This window comes from Treponema bryantii NK4A124 (assembly GCF_000421345.1).
Classification (GTDB): Bacteria; Spirochaetota; Spirochaetia; order Treponematales; family Treponemataceae; genus Treponema_D; species Treponema_D bryantii_B.
In genome coordinates this window covers 13,861-37,342 of sequence record NZ_ATWV01000020.1, presented here as the reverse complement: position 1 = coordinate 37,342, position 23,482 = coordinate 13,861, and the positions used below count along the sequence as shown (strand labels likewise).

General features: G+C 42.2%; 23 protein-coding genes. 20 read left to right on the top strand and 3 right to left on the bottom strand.

The genetic code is table 11. The features are described 5' to 3' along the window. The coding region (locus tag G626_RS0114310; protein WP_022933472.1) for a hypothetical protein at positions 1 to 272 on the bottom strand (272 nt) is incomplete at its 3' end. A gap of 106 nt (positions 273 to 378) precedes the next feature. After that, positions 379 to 1,299 carry a prohibitin family protein gene (locus G626_RS0114305; protein WP_022933471.1) on the bottom strand — a complete coding sequence of 307 codons (921 nt, stop codon included), beginning with the start codon at positions 1,297 to 1,299 and terminating at the stop codon, positions 379 to 381. Between the two features lie 118 nt (positions 1,300 to 1,417). On the opposite strand from G626_RS0114305, the gene G626_RS0114300 reads away from it, so the two are divergent. The 13 genes from G626_RS0114300 to G626_RS0114235 all read left to right on the top strand — a co-directional run bounded on the left by G626_RS0114300 (position 1,418) and on the right by G626_RS0114235 (position 14,896). Further along, positions 1,418 to 2,473 carry a hypothetical protein gene (locus tag G626_RS0114300; protein WP_022933470.1) on the top strand — a complete coding sequence of 352 codons (1,056 nt, stop codon included), beginning with the start codon at positions 1,418 to 1,420 and terminating at the stop codon, positions 2,471 to 2,473. Then, the gene (locus tag G626_RS0114295; RefSeq protein WP_022933469.1) at positions 2,460 to 3,227 is read left to right on the top strand and encodes a Nif3-like dinuclear metal center hexameric protein; all 768 of its coding nucleotides are present in this window, start codon (positions 2,460 to 2,462) and stop codon (positions 3,225 to 3,227) included. The genes G626_RS0114300 and G626_RS0114295 overlap by 14 nt, the downstream gene beginning before the upstream one ends. Before the next feature lie 13 nt (positions 3,228 to 3,240). Continuing rightward, positions 3,241 to 3,795 carry a signal peptidase II gene (gene lspA, locus G626_RS0114290; protein ID WP_022933468.1) on the top strand — a complete coding sequence of 185 codons (555 nt, stop codon included), beginning with the start codon at positions 3,241 to 3,243 and terminating at the stop codon, positions 3,793 to 3,795. A gap of 1 nt (position 3,796) precedes the next feature. Beyond that, complete coding sequence (locus G626_RS0114285; RefSeq protein WP_022933467.1) at positions 3,797 to 4,192, top strand: hypothetical protein; 396 nt, start codon at positions 3,797 to 3,799, stop codon at positions 4,190 to 4,192. Next, positions 4,189 to 4,875 carry a 5'-methylthioadenosine/adenosylhomocysteine nucleosidase gene (locus G626_RS0114280; RefSeq protein WP_022933466.1) on the top strand — a complete coding sequence of 229 codons (687 nt, stop codon included), beginning with the start codon at positions 4,189 to 4,191 and terminating at the stop codon, positions 4,873 to 4,875. Before G626_RS0114285 ends, G626_RS0114280 begins: the two co-directional genes overlap by 4 nt. Positions 4,876 to 4,937: 62 nt before the next feature. Continuing rightward, entirely contained in the window at positions 4,938 to 5,432 is a 495-nt protein-coding gene (locus G626_RS0114275; protein ID WP_022933465.1) for an S-ribosylhomocysteine lyase, read from the top strand. A 91-nt stretch (positions 5,433 to 5,523) separates the two neighbouring features. Next, complete coding sequence (locus G626_RS0114270; protein ID WP_231365127.1) at positions 5,524 to 7,062, top strand: DUF1538 domain-containing protein; 1,539 nt, start codon at positions 5,524 to 5,526, stop codon at positions 7,060 to 7,062. Beyond that, positions 7,052 to 7,705, top strand: a complete 654-nt coding sequence (locus G626_RS0114265) for a P-II family nitrogen regulator (RefSeq protein ID WP_022933463.1) — start codon at positions 7,052 to 7,054, stop codon at positions 7,703 to 7,705. Before G626_RS0114270 ends, G626_RS0114265 begins: the two co-directional genes overlap by 11 nt. A 32-nt stretch (positions 7,706 to 7,737) precedes the next feature. Next, positions 7,738 to 9,531: a putative bifunctional diguanylate cyclase/phosphodiesterase gene (locus G626_RS16910; RefSeq protein ID WP_022933462.1), complete on the top strand. Its 1,794-nt coding sequence runs from the start codon at positions 7,738 to 7,740 to the stop codon at positions 9,529 to 9,531. Positions 9,532 to 9,647: 116 nt separating this feature from the next. After that, the gene (locus tag G626_RS0114255) at positions 9,648 to 10,010 is read left to right on the top strand and encodes an ArsR/SmtB family transcription factor (RefSeq protein ID WP_022933461.1); all 363 of its coding nucleotides are present in this window, start codon (positions 9,648 to 9,650) and stop codon (positions 10,008 to 10,010) included. A gap of 11 nt (positions 10,011 to 10,021) precedes the next feature. After that, positions 10,022 to 12,208: a heavy metal translocating P-type ATPase gene (locus tag G626_RS16905; RefSeq protein ID WP_022933460.1), complete on the top strand. Its 2,187-nt coding sequence runs from the start codon at positions 10,022 to 10,024 to the stop codon at positions 12,206 to 12,208. Positions 12,209 to 12,629: 421 nt separating this feature from the next. Further along, positions 12,630 to 14,096 (top strand): RNA-binding domain-containing protein, encoded by a 1,467-nt coding sequence (locus tag G626_RS16900; RefSeq protein WP_022933458.1) that lies wholly within the window; start codon positions 12,630 to 12,632, stop codon positions 14,094 to 14,096. After that, the gene (locus G626_RS0114235) at positions 14,093 to 14,896 is read left to right on the top strand and encodes an RNA methyltransferase (protein WP_022933457.1); all 804 of its coding nucleotides are present in this window, start codon (positions 14,093 to 14,095) and stop codon (positions 14,894 to 14,896) included. The genes G626_RS16900 and G626_RS0114235 overlap by 4 nt, the downstream gene beginning before the upstream one ends. Before the next feature lie 30 nt (positions 14,897 to 14,926). Here G626_RS0114235 and G626_RS0114230 read toward each other — a convergent pair whose 3' ends face one another. Continuing rightward, on the bottom strand, positions 14,927 to 16,876 hold the full coding sequence (locus tag G626_RS0114230; RefSeq protein WP_022933456.1) for an EAL domain-containing protein: 1,950 nt from the start codon (positions 16,874 to 16,876) through the stop codon (positions 14,927 to 14,929). 65 nt (positions 16,877 to 16,941) lie between these two features. Here G626_RS0114230 and G626_RS16895 point away from each other — a divergent pair, with 65 nt between their 5' ends. From G626_RS16895 to G626_RS0114195, 7 genes are all read left to right on the top strand, one after another. Beyond that, positions 16,942 to 17,667, top strand: coding sequence for an HAD-IA family hydrolase (locus tag G626_RS16895; RefSeq protein WP_022933455.1), 726 nt, complete (start codon positions 16,942 to 16,944; stop codon positions 17,665 to 17,667). A 2-nt stretch (positions 17,668 to 17,669) separates the two neighbouring features. Then, the gene (locus G626_RS0114220) at positions 17,670 to 18,602 is read left to right on the top strand and encodes a 1-phosphofructokinase family hexose kinase (protein ID WP_022933454.1); all 933 of its coding nucleotides are present in this window, start codon (positions 17,670 to 17,672) and stop codon (positions 18,600 to 18,602) included. Positions 18,603 to 18,716: 114 nt separating this feature from the next. Then, positions 18,717 to 19,691 carry a glycoside hydrolase family 43 protein gene (locus tag G626_RS0114215; protein WP_022933453.1) on the top strand — a complete coding sequence of 325 codons (975 nt, stop codon included), beginning with the start codon at positions 18,717 to 18,719 and terminating at the stop codon, positions 19,689 to 19,691. Between the two features lie 87 nt (positions 19,692 to 19,778). After that, positions 19,779 to 20,213 (top strand): hypothetical protein, encoded by a 435-nt coding sequence (locus G626_RS0114210; protein ID WP_156003371.1) that lies wholly within the window; start codon positions 19,779 to 19,781, stop codon positions 20,211 to 20,213. 153 nt (positions 20,214 to 20,366) lie between these two features. Next, positions 20,367 to 20,930 (top strand): tryptophan transporter, encoded by a 564-nt coding sequence (locus tag G626_RS0114205; RefSeq protein WP_022933451.1) that lies wholly within the window; start codon positions 20,367 to 20,369, stop codon positions 20,928 to 20,930. Between the two features lie 2 nt (positions 20,931 to 20,932). Continuing rightward, positions 20,933 to 22,693, top strand: a complete 1,761-nt coding sequence (locus tag G626_RS0114200; protein WP_022933450.1) for an ABC transporter ATP-binding protein — start codon at positions 20,933 to 20,935, stop codon at positions 22,691 to 22,693. A gap of 1 nt (position 22,694) precedes the next feature. Further along, positions 22,695 to 23,477, top strand: a complete 783-nt coding sequence (locus tag G626_RS0114195; RefSeq protein WP_022933449.1) for an energy-coupling factor transporter transmembrane component T family protein — start codon at positions 22,695 to 22,697, stop codon at positions 23,475 to 23,477. The last annotated feature ends 5 nt before the right edge of the window (positions 23,478 to 23,482 follow it).

Genomic DNA, 23,482 nt, shown 5'->3' with positions numbered 1-23,482 from the left:
CTTATTGCTTCAAGTTTCTTTGCGTAGGCTTTCCAGTATTCTGCTTCTGTTTTGTAGTATTCAATATCCTTCTGTTCATCAATGATAGTTTTTTCGTTTTTGGTATCCACAGGCAATCCTCTGCCGTCTCTTTGTTGCAAAACCCAATACCTTACGGTATCTCGCGGCAGCCCATATTTGACTGCAAGTGTTTTGTAACCGACAACTCCTGCCTTGTATTCTGCCAAAACCTTTACTCTCAAGTCAATCGGATGTTGAAGCGTAAATCCCATTTCCTAACCTCCAAAAAGTGTCTAACTTTCTGGGGTCAGTTCACTACGTTGCTCGCTACCCCACCCAACGGAGGCTTAGCCCCCGTAACGCCCCCCAAATAGAGTTTTACTGTTTTGCAGCCGGTAAATCTACAATAGTTCCTGCCGCAGTAATTGGAACATAAACCGGAACCTGGCGGCCATCCCATTTTTTTGCACGCTCAAGTTCAATTTCGAGTTCCTTAAGCTTAATTTCTACCTGATAGTTCTGAGCTACCTTGGCGTTGTAGTAAGCAAGAGCATCGGCTTCTACTTTCTTTGCCTCTGCTTCTTTCTGAGCCTTGATGAGGGCAGCTTCGGCTTCCTGCTCGATTGCAGCTTTTTTAGCCTCTGCTTCCTTTACCTGCTTCTGGGCATTCTGTTCTGCAAGCTTAAGATCCTGCTCGGCTTTTTTTACTTCCTGAGCACGGTTGGCGGTTTCTTTAATCTGCTTGTCAAAATCATCAGACCAGTCCCAGTTGGTAATTGTTGTCTGAGAAATATCAATTGGATAATCGGCCATACGGGTAAGCATTGCTTCTGCAACCTTACCTGTTACCTCATTCTGCTTTTCAACCAGGTCATAAATTGAATACTGACCTACAGTTTCCTTAAGAGAAGCCTTTACGTTATCGCGCATAGCACTCTGAATTACTGCATCATTGAGATAACGGGTAACAATATCCATAATACGGTTTTCATCGTAAACATAGCGAACGGCAACAGTACTTCCTACTGTCTGCATATCCTTTGTAATGGCACCATCGCTTCCACAAGAGAAAGATACTTCGTAAGTTTTTGGCTCAAGACGGAACTTTCTGATTCTGGTAATAAATGGAGCATGCATCTTCATACCAGGCTGAATTACATCACCTTCAACCTGTCCCAGTGTAACTTTTACACCGCGCTCGTTTGGAGAAATGATTGAGCATGAATTAAGACAGAGAATCAGAGCCAGGAGAAAAACTACAAGGCTTACAACGATAGTTTTAATAAGTTTTTTGTTCATAAGGCAACTCCCATAAACTTTTTTATTCGGCCTCAAGGCTTCTTTTCTGATATTAAAATAGAAAAAGATTTGTAGTCAAGTCTTGCGAATAATGCCTTACGCAATTATAATTTAGGGCATGAAATTTTACGGTGAACTTTTGGTTTTTGTACTGCTTTTTATTACGAATCTGCGCGTGTTTTTTGTGCATCATGTGAGGCGGGATCCGCTGGTTGTGCTGGCACCGTTCACCTTTATTGTGGCAATTTTTCAGATTCTGGCCTGGGGAATTGATGCTTTTACTACCCTGGGACTTTTAATTGCCCTCTTTGTACTGCTTTCCAACTTCCATGCAATTTTCCGCTATATTGAGAGGCTCTACGTTGACCACTACAGCGCCCTTATGAAGGTCTGGGCTGTTTTTACAATCATAATTTCTGCTGTGGCTCTGACAGCTACCATTTATTTTGCCCCGGTAGAAAGCAATGCCCGCACTCTTAAAATTTCAAAAACTCAAAGCTTCTATAAAGGAAGCTTTAGAAGCGGCTTTGAAAAGGCAGGTCCTTTTGATTCAAAATCACTTACTCTCTGGGAGTTTGGGCCAGATACTTCAGCTGCTGATAATAACAGCAATTCATCTGATGCACAGAACATCATCATTCTTTTTACCCCAGACAAACGCGGTGACACTGTAAATTACCTTCCATATCTTGAGCAGCTGGCTTTGAGAGGCCTACAGATTTCTTCTGCCGATTTTTTTGCTGATGATGGCCGCTGGCTCCATTCTTTTGCAGATAAAAAGATTTTGCGCCGCCTTGTTATGGTGATTCAGAGTTCAATTAACCGCCAGAAGTTTGAAGCCCAGCGCGAATATTATTCTTACAACGTTTCTCAGGAATACGAAGTTTTAATTCCCCTGCTGCGCGAACGCTACGGGGCTGACAAAAAAATCCTTTTAATTACTGATTTTATGGCTGATATTGCGGCTGATGATTTTGCTAAGAAAAATCCGGATCTTATTGCAGGCGTACTTAAGCTTTCTGATATTGAAGAATATAAAACTTCGGGCTACGGCTGTATTGAACAGACAGACCCGCTGCTGGCTATGGCTCTGGGCTTTAGCCGCGACAAGACACTAAAAACGCCTAAGCTGCTGGCTGCAAAAACTGTGGAGGTACTGAATGACCTTAAATGAGCTGGACGCATTTTTTAATGCATTTCTTAAGAAAGAAGATTTTGCCGGTGACCCTTCACTTAACGGCATTCAGATTCAGAACAGCGCGCCGGATTCGCTGCAGGTAACTAAGGTGGCCTTTGCAGTAGACGCCTGCGAGGCAACTGCGCGCGCTGCTGCCGAAGCGGGCGCTCAGGTTCTGGTTGTACACCACGGACTTTTCTGGGGCCACTGCCAGACACTTACCGGCAATTTTTACACGCGGGCAGCCAGCTTTATAAAAAATGATCTTGCCCTTATTGCCTACCACATTCCACTCGACGCAAACAATCCTTATGGAAATAATTTCGGGCTGGCCGCCGCCCTCGGTCTACAAAAGGTGCAGCCTTTTGGTTACTGGCGCGGAATGCCTATTGGAGCCTGCGGCTCACTGCCTGCCCCTGTTACAGCAGAAGCCCTGGCCACACGCCTTTCAAAAATCACAAAAACCTCACCGCGGGCCCTGGCCTTCGGAAAAGCTCAAATCACTACTGTAGGAATTATTTCCGGCGGCGCCAGCGACGACGTAGACCAGGCTATTGAACTCGGCCTCGACTGCTACATTACCGGCGAATTTGCCCACGAACAGTATCACCTTGCAGAAGAATGTGGAATCAACGTAATTTCCGGCGGCCACTACGGCACAGAGACTATGGGCGTTTCCCTCCTCAAGGAAAAAGTGGAAAAGGAACTGGGTCTTTCTACTATCTTTATTGACCTACCTACGAATTTATAAGTATATTCTATATATGAATAAAGAATTAAAAGCAAAACTCTGGCCTATTTCTCTGGCCATCCTTGTAGTTATCCTTGATCAGGTTACAAAAATATTAATTGTAAGCAATATTTCACGTAATACTATCGGAATTCAGTTTTTCGGAGATTTTCTTAGAATCATTCACGTTCGAAATACTGGTGTAGCCTTCAGTGTTGGTGCCACCTGGACCGAAACTGCCCGCCGTTTCCTCTTCTCCCTGATTCCCCTTATCGTAATCGGCATTGTTGTTGCAATCTACTTCAGAAACAATACCTGGACTAAGCTTCAGCGCTGGGCAATTATGGGAATTGTTGGCGGCGGACTTGGAAACCTTATAGACCGCTTTTTCCGCGCCGAAGGTGTAGTTGATTTTATTGACGTAAAATTTTACGGACTTTTTGGAATGGAACGCTGGCCTACCTTCAACGTAGCAGACTCTGCTGTTGTTGTTTGTGGTATTCTGCTGGTTCTTTCCTTCATCATTACATCGGTTAAAGAGTCAAAATCAGAAAAAACACAGGATTCACAGAATTCTCAGGAGGCATAAAATGGATATGACAGAAGAAGAAAAACAGGAGAGACTTGAACGCCAGAAAAAGGAGCTCGCCCTCCGCGCAAAAAAACGCAACTCAAGGCTCTTCCTCTTTTTTGGCAGTATTTTTGAAATTGTAGAAACTCTTGCAGTTATTCTTCTGCTTTTTGTACTTTTCTCTTTCCTGATTTTCAAAGTTTTCCAGCTGCCAGAAGGACTTGCCCGCACTGTTTTCCAGTTCAGTACCATTGTAAGTTTTATTGGCGGCCTTTTCCTTGGCTTTATGATTTACAAAGCCTGTGCAAATTTTGTAATTGAAAAATTCAATCTTTCAGAAAAGCTTTCTACCGAAGTTCTTGGTCATTATTCAAAACGCTACAAGGAAGCCCAGAAGGAGGCTTTGAAAAAATGATTGGTATTATTGGTGCAATGGACAGTGAAGTTGAAGTTCTCTTCTCTCACATGTCTGCTAAAGAAAAAATCAATCTTAATAATCTGACTTTTTACAAAGGCAAACTGTTTGATAAGGAAGTAGTAATTGTAAAATGCGGCATTGGCAAAGTAAATGCTGCTCTTTGTACTCAACTGCTTATCCTGAATTTTAATGTTTCTAAAATCATAAATACTGGTATTGCAGGTGCTGTTGGTCAGGGGCTTAAGATTTATGATTTTGTTGTTTCAACAGAAGCTGTTTATCATGATTTTGATACTACCTTCTTTGGCTACAAGCCTGGTCAGGTTCCTGGTATGCCGGAAGCCTTCCCCGCAGATTCTGATTTAGTAGCAGCCGCTATGTCTGCTTTTGAAAAAACTGATTTCCATGATTTGAAAATTGTAAAAGGCCGTATAGCTTCAGGAGACCAGTTTATTTCCGGCGGTGAAAAAAAAGCTTTTATCATCAACAACTTTCAGCCTCAGTGCGTAGAAATGGAAGGCTGTGCAATCGCTCATACCTGTTATGCAAACAAGGTTCCTTTTGTGATTATCCGCTGTATGTCTGATGCGGCTGATGATACTGTAAAAGAAACCTATTCTGAAGAAACTGCCGCTAAGCTGAGCAGTAACTTTTTACTGGAAGTAATAAAGGAGATATAGATTGTCGGGTCAAGCCCGACAATGACACATTGTCACAAATCAATGACGACAGGAGATTTAATATGGAAGTAGTTCAGAGTTTTACAATCGATCATACACACTTAAAACCCGGTATTTATATTTCACGCGAAGACAAAGGCTTTACAACTTACGACCTTCGCATTACCGAGCCAAACAAAGAGCCTGCTATGGGGCCTGGGGCCATTCACAGTATGGAACATCTTATGGCTACCTGGTTCCGTAATTCTGAAGTAAAGGATGATGTTGTATACGTTGGACCTATGGGCTGTCTTACCGGTATGTACATCATCATGCTTGGTAAATATTCTGTAGAAGATATGCGCCAGCTTACAATCCGCTGTCTTGAATGGATTCTTACTCAGAACGAAGTTCCGGCAACCCGTCCGGAAGCCTGCGGTAACTATCTTCTCCACGACCTTCCTATGTGCAAATGGGAAAGCAAGCGTTACCTGGACCGTCTTAAGAATGACTTCCACTGTGAATACACCAAACTTCAGGTTACTCTTGATGACGGAAAAACCTTTGCTGATGCATAACAGAATGACATGGTAACAGGACAACAGGGGGCTTTGCTAATTGAACATTCTGAATAAATTAAAGGAGACGGCCGTTTCCGTATTGCCGGTAATGGCAATTGTGCTGTTTCTGGGTTTTACTTTTGTTCCCCTCGAAAAAATCATGCTCGCACGCTTTGTCGCCGGCGGGCTTTTGCTTATTATCGGACTCACAATTTTTTTACTTGGAGTTGATCTGGGTATTCAGCCTATGGGTGAACGCTGCGGAGCCGAGCTTACGAAAAAGCGCTCTTTGGTCTTGCTGCTTGGAGTGGCCTTTATAATCGGTTTTATTGTTACTGCTGCTGAACCGGACATTCAGGTTTTTGGAGACCAGGTGCGCAGCCTTTTTCCTTTTGTAAAAAAAATCAGCATTACCTTTGTAATTGCCGGCGGCGTGGGACTTTTCATTATGCTGGGACTTCTGCGCACTGTGCTGAACCTTTCAATAAAATGGACTTTTTTTATTGCTTATGCCCTGCTTTTTGCAGTCAGCTTTTTTACACCAGACAGCTTTATTGGAATTGCTTTTGATTCGGGTGGTGCAACTACAGGACCTATGACGGTTCCTTTTATTATGGCACTGGGTCTGGGAGTTTCTTCCGTTCGTGATGATAACGACAACAGCTTTGGCCTTACAGGAGTATGTTCGGTTGGCCCTGTAATGGCAGCTCTGATTTATGCAATTGTTTTGAAAAGCGGCGGCGCATTTTCATCCTCAGCTGGAGCCATGAAAGAACTGGGTGAAGCTGGCGAAATGGCGGCAGAGGCAGGCTCTTTAATTACAGGCGGATTTTTATCTCAGGTTTTCTCACCATTTGGTAATGTAGCCGGTCACGTTTTCAGGGAGGCCATGATTTCCATTGCTCCACTTTTCGGTCTTTTCATCATCTTTCAGCTGCTGCTTCTAAAAATGACAAAGCGTCAGGTTATCAGAATCATAATCGGTTTTGTTTATGCATTTATTGGCCTTACGGTATTTCTGATTGGAGTAAACGGCGGCTTTTCTCAGGCTGGAGCAGCTCTGGGGCAAAAGCTTGGTGAGCTTGCTGTAAACCGGGGCGGCATCTGGTATGCACTTTTGATTGGCACGGGGCTGGCTCTTGGGGCAATTATTGTCTGTGCAGAGCCTGCCGTATGGGTTCTCAGCGAACAGGTAGAGCATGTAAGCGGCGGTACAATCAAACGCAAGGCCCTGCTCCTTTTTCTTTCGGTGGGAACTGCAATTGCAATCGGACTTTCAATGTGGCGGGCTGTTACCGGCTTTAATCTCAGATACATTCTGATTCCGGGCTACGTTATTGCAATGCTGCTCATGATTTTCTGCCCTTCTCTCTTTTCGGGCATTGCCTTTGACTCTGGCGGTGTTGCTTCTGGCCCGCTTACTTCTACCTTTGTACTTTCCTTTACTCTGGGAGCCGCGGCAAGCGGTAAAGGCGGAAATGACTCCTTTGGCGTTATTGCACTTGTTGCTATGATGCCTCTGCTGGCAATTCAGATTATGGGAATCATCTTTAAGATGAAACAAAAGAAAACTGCAAAAGTGCAGATAGATTATCCGGTCGAGCCGGATAATGACACAACCGTTCAGGAGGTGCCAGATGAGTTATAAACTCTTGATTGGAATCGTTCCGCATAACAGCGGCGAACTGATTTGTGATGCCGCAAAATCCGTGGGTGCCAGTGGCGGTACAATTGCCATGGGCCGGGGCACTGCTTCTAACGGTGTTCTTCAACTATTAGGACTGGGCGATACTTCAAAAGATATCGTATACATCATTGTAAAAAATAATCTGAAAAAAGCAGTATACGATGCAATTCTTACAGCATCAGAAAAAAAATCCCACTTCGGCGTAATGTTCACTCTTGATACTCCGGACTTTATCCGCGCCGGACACCTGAACGAAAAATCAGAAGAAACAAAAGGAGAAGAAACTATGTCAGATAAAAACTATCAGATGATAAACGTAATCGTAAACAAGGGCTATGCAGAAGATGCTATGGAAGCAGCCAGAAAGGCAGGAGCCGGCGGCGGTACAATCATGAGCGCCCGTGGAACTGCCAAAGAAGGAGATGCAGCCTTCTTTGGAATGAAGATTGTTCCGGAAAAGGAAATGCTTATGATTCTGGTTCCATCAGAAAAAAAAGATGACATAGTTGCTGCCATAACAACACTTCCCTGCTTTTCTGAGGCTGGAAGCGGAATAGTATTTTGCAATGAAGCCCAGGATTTTACTGTACTTGGGAAAAAGTAGTCTACACAAACTTTTTGTGTTATCATTAATACATGTTTATTAATAAACTGAATCAATTATTTAAACCAAGTCGTATTCTCTATTACAGCGAACTTTCACCTGAAGAAATTCAGGACTTTTATAAAGGTCTGTTACCGAAAAATATTGAAAAATATTCTAACGCTTTTGGGACTTATGATTATCCTGGTTTGTTTTTTATAGAAGAACTTCAGAAAGAAGTTCTTGGAATCGAATACCGCCCTGATGACCCGAGGGTAGCATATCCTTCTGATTTGAAATCTATTACACTCGAAGCATCCTTTTTCTACTCAGTTGAAATCGACGATGATGTTGAAATTAATTATCCATTTATAAAACAATTATTTGCAGATGTTGCAAAAGAAGATAATGCTCACAGACCCTTCAGTGACCTTTGCATAAAAGATGACGTAAAGGTTATAAGTATTTTTCACGATTATAAAAAAATCAGACTTTTATATGAATGGAAATTATATAATGACCGGGCTGTAAATGTTATTAATGATGATATTTCAAAATTTGAAAAGGAAACCCTTTATAAATCTGCATTTACAGATTCAATAACCGGCATCTATAACTGGAATCATCTTGAAGCCTATCTTGAAGTTCCTGCAGATAAAAGCATAAACGATTATGCTTTTGCACATTTTGATGTTAAGGAATTCCGTGTAATAAATGAAGGCTATGGTCACATTGCTGCCAATAAGGTGCTTAAAAATATTGTAAAAGCAATAAAGGAATCAGACTTTATAATTGCCAGTGGCCGCTGCCATAACGATAATTTTGCAATACTTTTAAGGGACATGCCGGAAAAAGAGCTTGTTCAAAAACTCAAAGATTTTTTTGAAAAACTTTCCGTCCTCGAAGAAGATCCTCATTACAAAATCTATTACAAATGCGGACTTGTTCCTATGCGTCGGGCAATGCTTTCCGGTAATCGTGTAGCCGATTTTGCAAAAATGGCTCAGGCCCTTGCAACAAAGCAGAAACAAACCGAAATCATTGTTTATACCGATGAAATGCACGACAATCTTTCCTGGGGCAATTACATAAAAGCATATGTGGAAACTGCAATTGAACAGGATGAATTTGTTGTTTACCTGCAGCCAAAATTTGATATTACAAAAGAAAAAATAAAGGGTGCTGAAGCCTTAATCCGATGGAACTATAAAGGCAAAGAATTCCTGCCGCCTTATCGTTTTATTCCATTTTTTGAAAAAGACGGATCAATTGGAAAAATTGATGACCTTGTATTAACAAAGGTTTGTGCTGCTCTTGCAAAATGGAAAAACGAAGGAAAGCCTCTTTATCCTGTTTCGGTAAATCTTTCGCGCAGCCGCCTGGACGACGAGAAACTGATTGATAATCTTGTAAGCATTGTTGACCACTACGGAGTAGACCACAAGCTTATTGATTTTGAACTTACCGAAAGTGCCACCTATGATAATACGGAACACATGCTTAGCGTACTTGAAGAACTCCGAGGGCGGGGTTTTAAGATTTCAATGGACGATTTTGGAACCGGCTACTCTTCACTTTCGCTTCTTACCCGTATGCCTATTGATACGCTTAAAATTGATAAAAGCTTTGTTGATAATATTGCAACCGAAAAAGAACGTAAGGAAGACATCATTGTTATCCGTCATATCATAAGTCTGGCAAAGGAACTGGGCTTTGTCTGTCTGGCAGAGGGTGCTGAAAGTAAAAATCAGGTAGACCGCCTGAGAGACTTAGGCTGCGAAATTATTCAGGGCTACTATTACAGTAAACCAATTTCTCTTTCTGAATACGAAGAAAAATATCTTTAATTATTTGTCCTCTTTTGCAAAAAAATCAAAAATTCACTTGCACAATCATTCAAATGACGTTATTATTTGAACAGCCATTCAATTGAATGCTTATTCAAATGTTCTAAGGAAAAACTATGCAGAAAAAAGAAGAGACCTGTGAATGTGAAATCATTCATGAAGACATCGTCAAAAAGGTCAGGGACACTTTTCCTAAAGATGAAATGATCTTTGACCTTGCTGACTTTTACAAGATTTTCGGGGATACAACCCGTGTAAAAATTCTGTATGCCCTGGATAAAAGCGAACTTTGTGTATGTGATATTTCTGCACTGCTGGAAATGACTGTCTCTGCAGTTTCACATCAGCTGAAGATTCTGCGGGATTCAAACCTGGTAAAAACACGCCGCGAAGGTAAGGTTGTTTACTACAGTCTTGCTGACGAGCATGTTCAGGAAATCATAGAGTGTGGAATGGAGCACATTTCGGAACTTAAGTAGGAGGTAATTTTATGAGTAAAGATATAGACGAACATCAACATCACCATGAACATGAACACTGCGAATGCCACGAGCATGAACACGAAGAGTGTCATTGCCACGATGAGCATGAACATGAGCATCATCACCATGACCACCATCACGAGCATGAGCATCACCACGAACATTCTCACGGCGGCTGCTCTTGCGGCTGCGGTCATGAACATGGCCATCATCACGACCACGAGCATGGCGAAGAAGAAGGTGAACTTACAGTAAAACAGCTGATTTTTGCTGCTGTACTTTTTGTACTGGGCCTTGTTGTCGAGCACCTTCCCCTTGAAGCCTGGCTACCAAATGTAGCAAAAATCGAACTGATTCACGAAGCTGCCTGCCTTGTGCTCTACTTTATCGCTTTTATGATAACCGGAAAGGATATTGTAATAGGTGCCGTTTCAAATCTATTCCATGGTGAACTGATGGACGAATCCTTCCTTATGTCTGTAGCGGCAATCGGCGCAATTCTTCTTGGAGAATACGAAGAAGCCGTTGCAATTATGATTCTCTATCAGGTTGGTGAAAAGTTTGAGGATTACGCCGTTGATAAATCCCGCGATTCTATCGAAGAAATTGCAAAGCTCCGTCCAGACCACGCAACTGTAAAGGTTGGTGCCGAAACCCGCGAAATGGATCCGGAAGAGGTTGAAACTGATTCTGTAATCATTGTAAAACCGGGCGACCGTATTCCAATCGACGGCGTTGTTGTAGACGGAGACTCCTTTGTAGATACATCTGCCCTCACAGGTGAAAGCATTCCACGCCACGTTAGCGTCGGAAGCGAGGTTCTTTCAGGCTCAATCAACAAGCAGGGGGTTCTTGAAATCCGCACTACACGCCATGCAGGCGACTCTGCCCTCTCCCGCATTCTTGAACTGGTTGAAAATGCAACAGAGAATAAAACAAAGTCCGAACAGTTTGTTACCCGCTTTGCTCGCGTATACACCCCAATCGTTGTTTATTCGGCACTTGCACTGGCAATCATCCCAAGCCTGATTATAGGCTTTAAGACCGGCAACTGGAACTGGCAGGCAACCTGGAGTACCTGGGTTTACCGAGCCCTCATGTTCCTTGTAGTAAGCTGCCCTTGTGCACTTGTAATTTCAATTCCGCTTTCCTTCTGCGGCGGTATTACAGCAGCAGCCCGTCAAGGAATTCTGATTAAGGGAAGTGTTTACCTTGAAGCACTTGGCCGTACAAAGACCGCCGTTTTCGACAAAACCGGAACCCTCACAAAGGGAAACTTTGTTGTAACACACATCCACGCTACAGATCCTTCAATCACCGAAACAGAATTGCTGGCTCTTGCAACCCATACAGAAATGTTCTCTACCCACCCTATTTCTGCTTCGCTCAAGGCTGCCCACCACGACAAGTGCTGCGACAATGTAAAGCTTGAGAATGTAGAAGAAATTGCGGGTAAGGGAATTAAGGCTTTGGTAAACGGCAAGCAGGTTTTGGCCGGAAACACAAAGCTTATGGAGCAGTTTGGAATTGATTACAACGAATGCAGCGAGCATCAGGATGGAACTGTGATTCATGTTGCAAGCGAAGGAAAATACAGCGGCCACATTGTAATCAGCGATGAAATTAAGGACGACTCAGCCCAGACGGTTGAAGGCCTTCACAAAATCGGCGTAGAAAATGTTGTAATGCTTACAGGTGACAACGAACGCGCAGCCCACACTGTTGCCGCAAAGCTTGGTCTCAAAAAGGCTTACGGTCAGCTGCTCAGCGCAGACAAGCTTGCCAAGGTTGAAGAACTTCTTGCAGACCTGCAGAAGCCAGGAAAGAATGGTAAAGCCGGTAAAAAGCGCGGTACCCTTATTTTCGCAGGAGACGGAATTAACGACGCTCCTGTTCTTGCCCGCGCCGACGCCGGAATCGCAATGGGAAGTATGGGAAGCGACGCCGCAATCGAAGCTGCAGACATCATCATCATGGAAGACAAGCCAAGCAAGATTGTGGACGGTATCAAAACCAGCCGCCGCACCCTGCGCATAGTTTACGAAAACCTCTACGGCGCATTGGGAATTAAGGGAACCATTTTGCTGCTGAGCGCACTCGGAATTTCTAACATGTGGATTGCAGTCTTCGGCGATGTGGGGGTTACAATTCTTGCAGTTTTGAACAGTTTACGTCTTTTGAAAAAACAGAAATAACACAAAAAAAGGTGCTGCTCTTTAGAACAGCACCTTTTTTTTACATACCTTTTTTAAGCATCAGATTTCTTTGCTTAAGTAAATCCCTGCAATTTTTAATTTTCGAAAGCATCCCTTCTGGCTCCTCTTTTTCAATATCCCTTAGATACATGTACCAAATTCCCCGGAAGCATCAACAGCTAATGTTCCACCACAATTGGCACAAACCAGATTCTGATCCATTTCTCTTCTCCATATTTATATAATTATTATTATATTTCACACCCGTATGTGTTATTTGTAAATTAATAGTTAATTATTTTGCAGCTTCGTTTATTACTTATACAAGTTACTCGACAAAAAACATTCAGCTCGACAACTTTTTATCAAGCACTCGACAAAATATTGTCTAGTGTGTTATAATTTTGTCGAGGCGGTAAATATGGGAATTCCGGTAAGTATTGATGAATTATTAAATCCTCATACTGTTGAATCGACTAGAATTGAATATAAAAAAGACTTTAATCCTGATAGAATCATTCGAACCATTTGTGCATTTGCAAATGATATAGATAATCTGGGAGGCGGTTATATAATCATTGGCGTAGAGGAAGATAATGGCAGTCCCAAGTTTCCTGTAACAGGCCTTCAAAAAAATCAGATTGATCCAACTTTAAAAAAGCTACGTGAGTATTGTCACTCTATTGAACCTCTTTATGAGCCAGTAGTAGAACCTATTCTTTACAATGATAAAAGTGATGGCAAGAAAAAACATCTTCTTGTAATTTGGGTAAGAGGAGGTTACGGACGCCCCTATCGCGCACCTAAAGATGTAACAAATAAAACTGGCTTTAAATATTATTACATCCGCAAATTCAGCAGCACAGAAATAGCTTCTCGTGATGAAGAAAAAGAACTCTTCTATATTTCTTCGACTATACCATTTGATGATAGAGAAAATCTTGCAGCAGAAATATCAGATCTGGATATTGGATTAATGAGAGAGCACCTGAAAGAAATTGGTAGTGACCTTTACAATTTTTCAGACTCAAAAAGCCTTGAAGAACTTGCTGATGATTTACAGATAATTTCCGGTCCAAAGGAGAACCGTAGTCCTCTGAATGTAGGAATTCTTATGTTTAGTGAGCATCCGGAAAAATACTTTAAATATGCAAGAATTGAAGTTGTTGATATACCTGACCCAACGGGTACAAATATGACCGAAAAGATTTTTACAGGTCCTATTCAACGACAATTAAAAGATGCCCTTGCATATCTGAAAAACTACACTATCAAAGAAGTTGTTATAAAAGAGGCCAACCAGGAAAAAGCAATCCGTATATTTAATTACCCTTATACAGCGATTGAAGAAATACTTGCTAATGCTGTATATCATCGTTCTTATCAAATCTATGAACCTATTACTGTTCGCATTACGCCAGAGGGAATTGAAATTACAAGTTTTCCTGGCTTTGACAGAAGCATAACTGATGAAGATATTGCCAATTATGATATTCGTGCAAGGTTTTATCGGAACCGCCGTATTGGAGACTTTCTTAAAGAACTTCGTTTAATCGAAGGCCGAAACACAGGTTTTCCAAACGCTATAGCTGCTCTTAAACGTAATGGTTCTTCTCTTCCTGTTTTTAAACAGAATCCTGAAAGAGATTATCTTTCTGTGATTATTCCTGTACACTCTTATTTCACTCAGCCAACAGCGAAGAAACAAAAAGCAAAAAAATATGAAGAACTGATTCTCAACGTGCTCAAAAAAGAACCTCTTACACTTACAGAAATAGCCCGTGCAATGAACTATAAAGGAATCAGCAAGAAGCTTTCTCAGACCGTACAGACATTAACAGTATCAGGTAAAATAAATAAACAAGAGGATAAATACACACTATCATGAATCTTAACAACATCGTAATTGTACTGGACCATCCCGATGAGTCGCGCAATATTGGTGCGGCTTGTCGGGCTATGGCTAATAATGATATAAGCGAGCTCCGTATTGTGGGTAACAAGACGGATTATGACATTGAGCATATTCACGTGCTTGCAATTCATGCGGGTCCGATTTTTGACAAAGCCAATTTTTATAATTCTATAACCGAAGCTACTGCAGACTGTTCTATTTGTGCGGGAACAACACGCCGCAGGGGAAAGAAGCGGGGAAAACTGCTGCTGCCGGAAGAGTTTGCGGATATGGCGGATGATATTACCGGGGCGCCGGTGGTTTCGATACGCCCTGACGGGCACTCAACCATCGGGGGCAAGGTTGCGGTGATTTTTGGAAATGAACGCACAGGCCTTACAGACGAGCAGCTGGACCAGTGCAACCTCGGTGTAACAATTCCTTCCTCAGATAATTTCGGTTCTCTCAATCTGAGTCACGCTGTACAGATTATGAGCTATCATCTTTTCAGAAAAAATCTGACTTCCTCGCGAGAGACTTACCGCGGCTACACTCCTCTTACTCTGGAACGCGTAGACCGCACAGTGCAGACAATCACAGACAATATGCAGAAAATCGGATTTTTCAAAATGCCAGGCCGCGAAGATATGGAAAACTTCTGGCGAAGTATTCTCAGCCGCGCCAGCCTTTCTGAAGGTGAGGCGCAGTATCTTGAAAAGACCTTTAGTAAAATGGCAGGACTGGCGACAAAGAATTCAAGTCATGCTGAACTTGATTCAGCATCTATAAAATAGATCCCGAAACAAGTTCGGGATGACAGTTTATTAAAGATTCTTCTCTTCAATAAACTTTAAGAAGTCTTCTTCCGGAATCGGCTTACTGAAGTAGAAGCCCTGTGCATAAGTAATGCCCAGATTCTCAAGATAATCAAACTGTTCTTTGGTTTCAATTCCTTCTACAACTATTTTACGACCGATTTTCAAGAGCATAGAAATCATATTTTCGAGAAGAATCTTTGCATTCTGTGTACTATCAGTTCCATCTTCCTTAAAGCATGGCCACAAAAGACTCTTGTCAATTTTAATCATTTCAAAATCAGCCTTGGCAATTCGAGAAAGGTTTGAATAGCCTGTACCAAAATCATCCATAGAGAAAGAACAGCCGAACTTACGAAGTTCATCCATATTCTTTTTCAGCATATAACCAGATGTAACGGCTATAGATTCTGTAATCTCAAGGTTTACACTATCAGGAGAAATATTATGCTTCATTAAAAGAGATTTCATGAGTTTTGGCAAATTTGCATCTACAGACTGCAGCCCGGAAAGATTTACTTCAATGTGATTAACACCCTTAGACTTCAGATTGTTTTCAGCCATAAAGTTAAAAACATGATTAAAAATCAGTCCGCTCAAAGGCATAATCATACCTTTCTTTTCTGAAAGGGGAATAAATTCTTCCGGCGAAATAAAACCGATTGTTTCTTCATCTTTTAAGCGAACAAGAGCCTCTGCATTTGTAAACTTTTTTTCTTTGAGGCTGTAAATCGGCTGATAGAACATTTCTATCTCATCATCTTTTATAGCTTCTGAAACCACATGAAGAATCTGACGATGACGAATACGTTTTTCGCGAGCCTTATCATCAATACGACGAATGAATCCAATTGAACGGCCGTATGTTTCCGTCTCCTCAGCAAAATCAAGAAGTTCATCAACATTTCCATCAAAAGGAAAATCTTCAGGGCAGCACAAAACATTTGCATGAGCATTAAGACGGACAGATCTGTCTTTCAAACCCCAGGTTTGAGAAAATCTGTCTGCAAGAATCTCAAGATAAATATCAAGCTTTGAAATCTTTTTGTTGTCTACTATGAAGGCCAGAGTCATTCGATTCATGCGATAGCATGGAGTTCTAAAGTTTCTTTCAATAAAAGACCTGATTTCAATAAGAACCTCAGAAATTACGTTGCTGCTTGCATAACTTTCAATTATAGAAGCTTCATCCAGCTCCATGCTTACAATTGCAAAACTTCTTTTGCGGCTAAGATATTCCTGCAAAACTGCTTTGAGAGCATAATAGTTGAATGCCCGGGTTTCACTGTCGAGGTATTCAGAAGGATTTTCGAGCGAAAGGAACATCAAAAGAATGATTGCTGAAATACCTACACTGGAAATCAGAATTCTAGGTTCAAGAATCTGTATGCCGCCAAAACCAATCCAGAGGACCATTGTCATAAGAACACAGATTTTCTGCTTACGGTGATCTTTATCTTTTATATGGCGTAAAGTCTGGAATACGGTCATTCCCGAATAAATAATCAGCACGGCATAAACACAATTTACCATTATGCCGTAGGAATAAATTCCATCTTCTTCTATGTAGTATGAAATAGGCGCAAACAAAATAGAAGCAATAACTACAATATATGATGCAATAATCAAAGACAACTCTGATCTTGAATAACGTCTTTGATTCCGATTGAGCATATCGATATAAAGATAGATTGATGAAAGCGCAATATCAAGGAACATGATAAAGCCCTGATGTGTAAATGTTACAAACCACAGAGGAAGATTATCATAATAAACCAGGGCAAAAACTGTTGCAAAATCAAAAATCAGATAGCCAAAAGCACTGATCATAAGAACTGTAAAAATGCGATTAGAAAGCAGTTTAATTTTCGGACGAAGGAAATAGATGATTTCCAGAATCAAAAGAATCGTTATTGAGGCAATTTGAAATTTTATATGGTTAAACAGGAACGAATTCATTTCCAATCTATTTTACAACGAGATATGCATTAACGCTAGTTAAAAATTTTGATATAATTTTACATATGAGTTTTGAGCACCTTCTTTTTGATATGGACAACACCCTTTATCCGGCAAGTTCCGCAATGGACAAGGGAATTACCCGCCGTATGCTGGAATGTGTTGCAGATTTTTTTCATTGTGATATGGAAGAGGCTGTTGCACTGAGGGCAGAAAAAATTGTTCACTACTCTACAACTCTTGAATGGCTTAGAGCAGAAGGTTTAACTGATGTTGAAGGATTTTTAGCACACGTACATCCTTCTTATGAAGCTGATGAGCTGCCTCCACAGCCGGGACTACGCGATTTTTTAATTTCTATTAATATGCCGATGTCAGTTTTGACTAACGCACCCCATGAACACGCAGACACTGTTTTAGGTAAGCTTGGAATTGCAGATTTATTTGAAGCTGTAACTGATATCCGCGATGCAGGCTTTAATGGAAAACCTTACCCGGATGCCTATATGGCAGCTTTGAAGAAGGTCGGAGCCTCTGTTGAAAGCACGCTCTTTCTGGATGATATGCAGAAATATACCGATGGCTGGGTAGCCCTTGGAGGCACGGCAGTTTTGATAGGCAGTCCTAACGGAAAGCCACTTGCTGAAGATGCAAAATCTATGATTGCGGCAAGGGCGGCGAATAAAAGTGGAAAGCAGGGCCAGACAATCCGTATGTCTTCAATTTACGAGCTGCCACGGTGGTTGAGTAGGCCACAGGCCATATCGAAACCACATACTCAGGAGATTTAATAATGAAAATCTTATGTATTTGTCTTAGTTCAACACTGCAGCGCACAATCACTTTTGATTCGCTCAAGCTGGAACGCGTAAACCGTTCAAAGTATTATCGTCTGGATGCTTCGGGAAAGGCGGTGAATTCTGCCCGTGTGCTTGAACAGCTGGAGCCTGGTTGTTCGACTGTGGTCTGCCCGCTTGGAGAAAAGAATCTTTCTGCCTTTACAGGGGCTGCTGAACGCGACAAGCTTAATATCCTTTATGCAACAATTCCGGGCCAGACCCGCGAATGCTGGACTCTTTTGGACCGCACTGCCGGTACTACAACAGAGCTTGTTGTTGGGGAGCCTCTTTTGGAAGGCGCAGATGAGTTGAAAGCCGTAGCCGCTGCAGAAATCAAAATATTGAAGATTATAAATGATATGCTTCCACAGGTTGATGCCGTGCTGCTTGCCGGAAGCCGCCCGAAAATCTGGAGCGATGATCTTTATGCAACAATTTCCGGAATGACACGCGACGCAGGAAAAATCTTTTTAGCTGATTATATCGGCCAAGATATGACAAAAACTCTGGCAGCTTCGGTACCGGACATAATCAAAATCAATGAAGAAGAGTTCCGCGCCACCTTCCCCGAACTGGCAGACCAGCCCCTGCAAAAGGCCATCACAGAAAAAAGCCGCCAGCTGGACAATATCATCATAGTAACCCGCGGCACCGAATCCACTTACGCAGCAGATCGAGGACAATTTTCCGAATGTCCAAGCGAAAAAGTTACCGCCCTCAACACAACAGCCTGCGGCGACTCCTTCAACGCCGGCTTCATCTATGAATACCTGAAAAACCGAGACCAGTCCGGTACAGCCGCCGAGAAGCTGGCCGCCGCCCTGCAAAAAGGCACCTGGTGCGCCGCCCGCAATGCAGAACTGGAAGCGCCGGGAGCCATCCGTTAGCCCTTAGGTAATACTGCCGATTGAAAAGTTAAACGCTTAACAATATAATGAAATAAACTAGGCAACCGGTTGCCTAAATTTGTGACCTGATTACAGGCCCTAACAGGAGATTATATGAGTATCGAAAAAAAGCCACTTGTAAACGATCTTTACACAGCTGACCCATCTGCACATGTTTTTAATGGAAAGATTTACATTTATCCTTCACACGACGAAGATATCGACGTTGAAAGCAATGACAACGGCGACCAGTACGATATGAAAGATTATCATGTTTACGAAATGAAGGACACAGAAACTTATCCACGCGACTGCGGCTGTGTTTTCACACTCAAGGATGTAAAATGGGCAAGCAAACAGCTCTGGGCTCCTGACTGCGAAGAAAAAGACGGAAAATACTACTTCTACTTCCCTGCCCGCGACAAAACAGGAATGTTCCGTGTAGGCGTTGCAGTTGGAGACAAACCGGAAGGTCCTTTTACTCCTGAAGATGACTATATTCAGGGAACTTACTCAATTGACCCATGCTGTTTCAAAGACACAGACGGTAAATACTACCTTACAATGGGTGGACTCTGGGGTGGCCAGCTCGACCAGTACCGCAACAACAAGTGGAGCGCAGACAATAAAGAACCAAAGGACAAGGAACCTGCCTGCACACCAAAAATCGCACTTCTTAAAGATAATATGAAGGAACTCGCAGAAGAGCTTCGCGACCTGGTAATTGTAGATGAATTCGGCCAGCCACTCACAGGTGGTGACGATGTTCGCCGCTACTTTGAAGATCCATGGCTTTTCAAGAAGGGTGATACTTACTACTTCACATACTCAACAGGTACTTCTCACCTGCTCTGCTATGCAACCAGCAAGAACGTTTACGGTCCATACACATATGGCGGATGTATTCTTTCACCTGTTCTTGGATGGACAACTCACCACTCAATTCTTGAGTTCAACGGCAAGTGGTACCTCTTCTACCACGACTGCGAACGCTCAAAGGGAATCAACCAGAAGCGCAATGTAAAGTTCCGCGAGCTTACTTTTAAGCCGGATGGAAAGATTCAGACTATGGATGGATTTGACCGCTAACAGCTGGCTGTTCTGTTATAAAACTGCAGGTTTCCCGCCTGCAGTTTTTTTTTGCTGATTTTTGATTTTTTGTGTTATCATATTTTTATGCAGATAAGCCTCTATCTGATTGTCCAGTTTGCTTTAATTCTTCTTTTTTCCCTCATTCTTTCAATTCAGGATATAAAAAGAATGACCGTAGGCATCTACATCCAATGGGCAGCTATTTTTTCTGCCCTGGTCTGTCAGCTGATTTTCGCCCGCCAAAGCATATGGATTTTTATCCTCTCAAGCATACTGGCAGGAGCCTTTTACTTTCTCGTCCGAATAATCACAAAAGGAAAGCTTGGCATAGCCGACGTCTGGTTCGGATTGTTTCAGGGACTTTTTCTTTTGCCAAAGTTTCTTCCCCTTTGCTTTGGAATAGAAGCCCTTGCCGCTCTTTGTATAATTAATAAACGATTTGGAAAAGCCTCTTTTCCCTTTATTCCATTTATGTCTTTAGGCTTAACTACAGCCTTCATCCTTCAAAACATACTCTAAACGTTCTAAATATAATATTTTGTTATATTTACAGAATTTTTCTATGTTTCTATTTACAGTAACATTAAGTTATGTTACTATTCACAGTAACAAGAGCAGACGACCTCGTGCACACCCGGCTGCTTTATAAACAAATTAATGAGGTGAATCAAAATGGAAAAAAGAGTATTAAACGAAACAGAAAAAAAAGGCATCAGCCTTCAGGACCTGCTCCTTACAGCAGTTCTTCTTGCAGCCGGTGCAGTTCTTAAGTTCTTTGTAGGAACCTTTATCAACTTATTTGGAATGAAGCCAAACTTCATTATTGCAATGTACTGTATGGCAATTGTCATTATCAGACCAAAGGTTTACTACAGCCTGATTATCGGTATTATCGCCGGTGCTATCTGCCAGTTCTTCCCTGGAACTCCTTACCTGAACTTTGCTTCAGAAGCAGCCGGCGCCCTCGCTATGGGTCTTTTGATTTTTATTCCTGCAAAGTCAAAGGGAATGAAGATTGGTCTTGCAGCAATTACAACTTTTGTAAGTACAGTAATTTCCGGCGGACTCTACACAGTGCTTTTGTTTGTATTCATCAAATCTGATCCTTCTGCAATGGCAGCTTACGTGCCTATCGTTTTGGGTACTGCTACTTTGAATGCGATTATTGTTGCAGCTTTATATGTACCATTGATGAAAGCATTGAAAAAGGAAATTGTAGAAGAAAAGGCTGAATAAAAATGATTGAAATACAGGAACTAACTTTTAAGTACAAGGGAGCTAAGAAAAACGCTCTGGAGAAAATATCGCTTGAGATTGAAAAGGGCGGTTTTGTGGGAATAATCGGTGAGTCTGGCGCAGGAAAGACTACTCTTTGTAACTGCATCAACGGGCTGATTCCTCACCACTACACCGGAGACTTTTACGGCAGCGTTAAAGTTGATGGAACCGACACCTTCGAGATTAATGCGGGAAAACTTGCACTTAAGGTTGCTTCTGTATTTCAGGATATTGAAAGCCAGATTACCGGATACTTTGTTGAAGATGAAATTCTTTTTGGTCTTGAAAACTTTGGTATCCCTGCTGACCAGATTGAAAACCGCATCACTTCCGCCCTGGAAACTATGGGAATCAGCGAGCTTCGTCACAAGGAGATTTCTTCTCTCAGTGGCGGCCAGAAGCAAAAGGTTGTAATTGCGGCTATTCTTGCCCTTGAACCGGATATTTTGGTTTTAGATGAACCTACCGGCGAGCTTGATCCTGCTTCTTCTGTTCAGATTTTCCAGATGCTTAAAAAGCTCAATGAAGAAAAGGGAATCACAATTGTTGTTGCAGAACAGAAAATCATGCTGCTCTGCGAATTTGTAAAAAAGTTAATTGTTCTTGAGCACGGCACCTGTGTTCACTACGGGGAAATCAGATCTACCCTTACCCATCAGAGAGAAATGGAAGAGGCAGGAATCAACTGTCCACGCGTTTTGACACTTACCGGAAAAATGGTTGACCAAGGCCTGGCTCCTGCCGGTATGAAAGCTGAAGACAGGATTTGTCTGAATGCTGGGGAGGCGGCTGAGTTTGTCAAAAAAGTGATTAAGCTAAATTGCCCGATCAAGTCGGACAATGACAAGGCCTCAGAAGTGTCATTGTCCGGCTCACCTAATGTGTCATTGTCCGGCTCGACCGGACAATCTAAACAGGACGAAGATGTAGTCCTCGAATTCTCCCATGTCGGCTTCTCTTACAACGAAACTGCAAACGTCCGTGACCTGAACGTAAAGGTTCGCAAGGGTGATTTTATTTCAATCATCGGTTCAAACGGAGCAGGTAAATCAACCTTCTCTAAACTCACAAACGGACTTCTAAAACCGAGCACAGGCGATGTTTTTGTGCTGGGTCAGAATACAAAAATGCAGAAGGTCAGCTCCCTTGCAAAACACATAGGCTTCCTTTTCCAGAATCCTGACCGCCAGATCTGCTGTTCAACTGTTCGCGAAGAAATTGCCTTCAGCCTCCGCAACAACGGGATTGCCGAAGAAGAAATAAAAGCGCGTGTAGAAAAAACGCTGAGTGAGTTCGGCTTTGATGGCGACACAGAGCCTTTTAATATGAGCCGTGGTCAGCGCCAGAGACTCTGTCTTGCCTGCCTTATTGCTCTTAATCCGGAAATTCTTATTCTTGATGAACCTACAACAGGTCTCGACTACCGCGAGTGTATGGAAGCAATGGAAAAAATCCGGGCGCTAAACGAAAAGGGCACTACAGTAATTATGGTCTGCCACGATATGGAGGTTGTTCTCGACTTTGCAAAGACAATCATCGTAATGAACCGTGGCGAGATTTTAGGTCAAGGCGCAACCCGGAATATTTTGAGTAACAGGGACCTTTTGCAGCGTGCCCGCCTTTTGCCGCCACAGATTGCCCAGGTTTCCATGCTGCTGGGCCCGGCCTTCGACGGTGTATTTACCGACGACGAAATGATTTCGAAGATAAAGGAGATGTAAAATGAAAGGCTTTTTAGACTACTTACCAGGAAGCTCAGTGCTTCACAGAATGCATCCCCTTGTAAAAATATTTGTCTCAATTTTGATTTGTGCAGCTTCTTTCTGCTCATCAAATCCTTTTTACCTGATTGGAGTAATACTTTTTAATGTGCTCATGGCAGTTGCCGGGAACGCAGGCTTCATACATGGAAACGGACTTTTACAAAGAACCATGGGAATCCTCAAGGGCCTTATCAAAATGTCTATCTTCTTATTTATTCTCCAGGTACTTGTTATCCGTCAGGGAGATCCAATCCTAACAGTCGGTAGTTTTTCAATAACTGGTCTTGCGATTCAAAAAGGTCTTCTGCTTGTACTCCGACTTATGGGAGCAACACTTCCCCTTTCAATTTTGATTTCTGTAACTAACCTCAATGACCTTTCCAACACAATGGTAAAATATCTGCACATTCCTTATAAATATGCTTTTACCTTTACCAGTGCCATCCGCTTTATTCCGATTTTTTCGATTGAGATGAGCGGAATTATTGAATCGCAGCAGGCACGTGGCGTAGACTTTGAAGTAAAAAATCCATTCAAGAAATTTGGTATGATTTTACCCCTCTGCTTCCCTCTTTTGATTTCTTCTGTACGTAAGATTGAATCAACAGCAACTGCAGCAGAGCTCCGCGGCTTTTATCTGCGCACAAGAGCCTGCTGTACAAAATCATACAAGGTACATTTCAGAGACCTTGTTTTCATGTTGATTGGAGCTGCCGTGCTCGCCGGTGGAATTATACTCTAAAGAAA